Source organism: Flavivirga sp. 57AJ16 (assembly GCF_028736925.1).
In the GTDB taxonomy this organism is placed as follows: Bacteria; Bacteroidota; Bacteroidia; order Flavobacteriales; family Flavobacteriaceae; genus Flavivirga.
In genome coordinates this window covers 1-4,962 of record NZ_JAQZAT010000035.1, presented here as the reverse complement: position 1 = coordinate 4,962, position 4,962 = coordinate 1, and the positions used below count along the sequence as shown (strand labels likewise).

Below are 4,962 nucleotides of genomic sequence, written 5' to 3'. Positions count from 1 at the left end.
TACGGGCAGTGCCCTTGCAGGGCGGCATGAAAGTAAGGTAAGGAACGAACGGGACGGCCGTTAGGACGGGCCCGTTTTAAAAAATATACAAGGAGGAACGCAGCCCGTGCCGGGACGGTACGGGACTGCGCTCCCCCTTTTTGCCGTTTATCGCCCGGCCAAAAAAACATCCGGGCAAGGGCGGCCAGATCACGGAAATTAAACTAACTTGTTCTTCTTTAAGAACACTCTCTAAGTTATATGAAGAATCCCATATTCCTGCTTTGCATAGCGCTCTCCGGCCTGCTGCCGAACTGTTCGTGCGCCCAGGGCGCAAAGGTCTCCATAGATTCGACCAGGACCGTGCCCGTCGGCGAGATGTTCGATATCATCAACCGACAGACCGGCTACTCGTTCATCTACAACAGGGAGCTGTTCGCGGGCCGTCCCGGGGTAGTGCTCGAAAAGGGCGTCTTCAGCATCAGGGAGCTATTGGCCCTGGGCCTCCCGGCCGGGGAGCTTGACATCATCGTAACAGAGAACAACACCATTGTCATCAAGGGCAAGGAGGGCGCCGTCAGGGGCGGCGGTCTCAGGCTTTCCGGTACCGTCCGTGACGGGGAGGGCCGGCCCGTACCGGGCGCCGCCGTTCTGGTAAAGGGCTCGGGCAGGGGGACCGCGACCGACCTGGAGGGCCGTTTCGCCATCACCGTGGCCCGCCACGGGGCCGTCCTGGAGCTCTCCTCACTGGGCTTCAGGCCCCGGGAGGTCGCCGTGGGCGGCCGGGCGCACATCGACGTGTCCCTCGAGGGGACCGTCGAGGAACTGGGCGCCGTGGAGATCGTGGGGAACTATTACAAGAGGTCCCGGCAGGAGAACCCGGGGAACGTCTACAGGCTGGGCGCCGGCGCCATAGCGGGGCAGCCCGTATCCAACCCACTGGCGGCCATGAACGGCCGTGTCCCCGGTGTCAACATCGTCCAGGATACCGGGCTCCCCGGCGGCGGCTTCAGGATAGAGGTGCGCGGCAAGAACTTTATAAATGCCGGCGAACCGCTGTATGTCGTGGACGGCGTGCCCTATAGCGCCGAGTCGCTGTCCTTCCCCCTGGTCAATACCGTCCTGCCCGGGGAGAGCCCGCTGAACCTGATCGCCCCTTCCGATATCGAGAGCATAGAGGTGCTCAAGGATGCGGACGCCACGGCCATCTACGGTTCCCGCGGTGCCAACGGGGTGGTGCTCATCGCCACCAGGAGGGGGCGGCCGGGGAAGGCGCGCCTGGAGGTCGGTGCCTCCACGGGCGTGGCGGCCGTGCCGCGCTTTGTGGACCTGTTGGGCACGGGGCAGTACCTGGAGATGCGGCTGGAGGCACTCGCCAACGACGGGCTCACGCCCGGGACGGTGCCCCCCGCCCTGAGGCCCGCCATGCCCGACCTGTTCGAGTGGGCCCCGGACCGCTATACGGACTGGCAGGAGGTGCTCATCGGGGGGACCGCCCACCGCAGCACGGGGCGGCTGTCCCTTTCGGGCGGCAGCGAGCGGACGCGGTTCCTGATCGGGGGCAGCTACCATGGCGAGACCACGGTGCTCCCCGGGGACTCCAGGTACGGGAGGGCCTCCCTGCAGGGCAGCATCAGCCACCGCTCGCCGGACGGGCGCCTCCGGGCGGACCTCCTGGCGAACTATGCCGCGGACGACAACCGCCTCCCCCTGGGGCGGCTCACCCAGCAGGCCTATGGGCTCCCTCCCAACGCCCCGGCGCTCCGCGGCGCGGACGGCGGCCTGAACTGGGACGGGTGGACCGTGGCCGACAACCCGCTGGCGCTGCTCGAGGGCGGCTACCGGGCAAGGAGCAGGAACCTCCTGCTGAGCACATCGGTCTCCTACCGGCCCGTGCCGGCCCTGGAGCTCAGGGCGGGCCTGGGCCTTGTGGACTACCGCAAGAGGGAGCACAGGGCCACCCCGCACACAAGGTTCAACCCGGCCTACGGGCTCACCAGCGCCACCGGGTCCTCCCTCCTTACGGGCGAGGCCGGGCGCCTCTCCTGGAACGTGGAGCCGCAGCTCGAGTGGCGGAAGGGCTGGGGCAACGTGGAGCTCGGCGTCCTGGCCGGGGCCACCTTCCAGCGGCGCCTGACCCACCGGGCCAGTGCGCACGGGGAGGGCTTCCCCGACAACGGCCGGATCCTGGACATGTCCGCGGCCGACAGGGTCACGCAGGTGGCGGACCAGGGGTCCAGGTACAGCTACCAGGCCGTGTTCGGAAGGCTGAACATCAAGTGGGCGGGAAGGTACATCGTGAACTTCACCGGGCGGCGCGACGGCTCCAGCCGGTTCGGGCCGGGCAGGCAGTTCGGCGATTTCGGGGCCATAGGGGCCGCCTGGATCTTTTCCAGGGCCGCCTTCCTGGGGGACCGGGGGCCCTTGAGCCACGGCAAGCTCCGTGCCAGCTACGGGGTCACGGGCAGCGACAATATAGGGGACCACGGGTTCTACCGCTCCTATACGGCCCCGGGCAGCGCGGACTACGGCGGGCCGGTGCTCCTGCCCACCAGCCCGTTCAACCCGGCCTTTGGCTGGGAGGAGACCAAGAAGTTCGAGGCCGCCCTGGAACTGGGCCTTTTCGGGGACCGCGTGCTGCTCGAGGTCGCCTGGTACCGCAACCGCTCCTCGGACCAGCTGCTGGAGGTCCCCCTGCCAGGGACCACGGGATTCGGTTCGGTGACCGCCAATTTTGGCGCCACGGTGGAGAATACCGGGATCGAGATCGACCTGCGGTCCGTAAACGTCCGGGGCGCCCGCTTCAAGTGGACCACGGCCCTCAACATCTCGGCCCCCAGGAACAGGCTCGCAAGGTTCGACGGGCTGGAGCGCTCCCCCCTTGCGGACCGGTACGAGGTGGGGCGGTCCCTGGACATCAGGAAGCTCTACCACATGACCGGCGTCGACCCCGCCACGGGCACCTACACGTTCGAGGACTACAGCGGGGACGGCGGGATCGGCCCGGAGGACCGCCAATGGATAGAGGATACCGCCCCAGGGCTCCATGGCGGGCTGGGCAACAGCCTCGAGTACGGGCCCCTGAGCCTGGAGGTCTTCCTCCAGTTCAAGAAACAGCGGGGCGCCCGTGTCTCCCACGGCCCGGACTACCCGGGGATCCTTTCCAACCAGCACGTGTCCGTACTGGGGCGCTGGCAGCGGCCCGGCGACGGGGGGCCGGCACAGCGCTATACCATGGGCCTCGGGCCCCAGGGCCCTGGGGCGGTCGCCGCCTTCCGGAACTATGCCGATAGCAGCGCGCGGTACACCGATACCTCCTTCGTCCGGCTAAGGAACCTCTTCCTGGGGTACGCCCTGCCCAAGGGGGCCGTTCCCGGGATCGAGGCCAGTATCTACCTGCAGGGGCAGAACCTGCTCACCCTCACCAGGTCCCGGGGTGCGGACCCCGAACATTTTACGGCCTCGGCGCTCCCCGTACTGAGGAGCCTTGCCCTGGGGGTACGGCTGGGCCTTTGACATTGATCCTGATTGAAAACGATTGAAAAACGTATGCCTATGAGATTTACAGACAGAGAGAAGATATCGCGCCGATGGGCCCCTGCACCGGCCCTCGGGAAATGGAGGCCGCTGTGCCTGGCCCTCGTGGCGGGGTGCCTGGCGGCCTGTACGGACTTTGTGGAGGCCCGCCCGCCCGGGGACCGGCCCTCGGCGGGGCCGATCTTCGAGGACTCGGCCATGGCCGAGTCCGCCCTCAACGGCGTCTATTACCGGATGCGCACCTCCGGGATGCTCTCCGGAGACGGGCTGAGCGTCGCCATGGGGCTGTACGCCGACGAGCTGGACCACTACCCCCAGGGCGGGGGGAGCGCCCTGGGGGACTACCACGGCCATACGGTGGGGCCGGACGACCCCATCGCGGAGGGCTTCTGGAACGGCGCCTATGCCCAGGTCTATACGGCCAATGCCGTCATCGAGGGCGTCGGGGGATCGGCGGCCCTGGCCCAGGGGGACCGGGACCGGTTTACGGGGGAGGCCCTCTTCGCAAGGGCCTACCTGCACCTGCTGCTCGCGGGGCTCTTCGGGGACGTCCCCTATGTTACGGGCACGGACTATGCGGACAACAGGGCCGTCGGGCGCATGCCGCGGGCACAGGTATACGGCCGCGCCATAGCCGACCTGGAACGGGCCGAGGGCCTCCTGCCGGGCGGTGCACCGCCCGGGGAGCGCATACGCCCCAGTGCCGCCGCAGCCGCAGCGGTACTGGCACGGGCCCACCTGTACGCCGAGCAGTGGGCACTGGCGGGGGCCGCGGCGGACCGGGCCATCTCGGCGTTCGGGCCCCTGGACCCCGACCTGGAGGGCGCCTTCCTGAAGGACGCCCCCGGCACCATCTGGCAGTTCGCGCCGAACGCCCGGGGCGAGAACACCAGGGAGGGGGCACAGTTCATATTCAACGCCGTGCCCCCGCTGAACATAGCACTGGCCGGCGCCCTGCTGGACGCGTTCGAGCCCGGCGACCGGCGACGGGACGCCTGGGTAAGGGAGGTCGCGGGCGCCGCGGGCACCTGGTACCACGCCTTCAAGTACAGGCAGGCGGGAAGTACCGGTGCCTCAGTGGAATATTCGGTGCAGCTCCGACTGGCGGAGATGTACCTGGTCCGCGCGGAGGCGCGGGCGCGGACGGGGGACCTCCAAGGGGCAAGGGCCGATATTGACGCCGTCAGGGCCCGGGCCGGACTGGGGGGCACACCGGCCCTTGCCTTCGACGGGCTGCTGGGGGCCATCCTGAGGGAGCGACGCGTGGAGCTCTTTACCGAGCAGGGGCAACGGTGGTTCGACCTAAGGCGCACGGGAAGGGCCGCCGGGGCGCTCGGGCCCATCAAGCCCAATTGGAGGGACCACCACATACTGCTGCCGCTGCCCCGTACAGAGCTCGAACTCAACCCCAACCTCTTGCCCCAGAATCCTGGGTATTGAATGCTG

2 protein-coding genes are annotated in these 4,962 nt (G+C 68.3%); both read left to right on the top strand.

Features of this window, described 5'->3' with window-relative positions; all coding sequences use genetic code 11:
* The first annotated feature begins 240 nt into the window (after positions 1–240).
* Positions 241–3,495: a SusC/RagA family TonB-linked outer membrane protein gene (locus tag PQO00_RS20150; protein WP_274186656.1), complete on the top strand. Its 3,255-nt coding sequence runs from the start codon at positions 241–243 to the stop codon at positions 3,493–3,495.
* Between the two features lie 39 nt (positions 3,496–3,534).
* Complete coding sequence (locus PQO00_RS20145; protein WP_274186655.1) at positions 3,535–4,956, top strand: RagB/SusD family nutrient uptake outer membrane protein; 1,422 nt, start codon at positions 3,535–3,537, stop codon at positions 4,954–4,956.
* The last annotated feature ends 6 nt before the right edge of the window (positions 4,957–4,962 follow it).

Bases quoted from the DNA above. Each gene is read 5' to 3' on its own strand.
- PQO00_RS20150 (WP_274186656.1), top strand. From the start codon at position 241: ATGAAGAATCCCATATTCCTGCTTTGCATAGCGCTCTCCGGCCTGCTG.
- PQO00_RS20145 (WP_274186655.1), top strand. From the start codon at position 3,535: ATGAGATTTACAGACAGAGAGAAGATATCGCGCCGATGGGCCCCTGCA.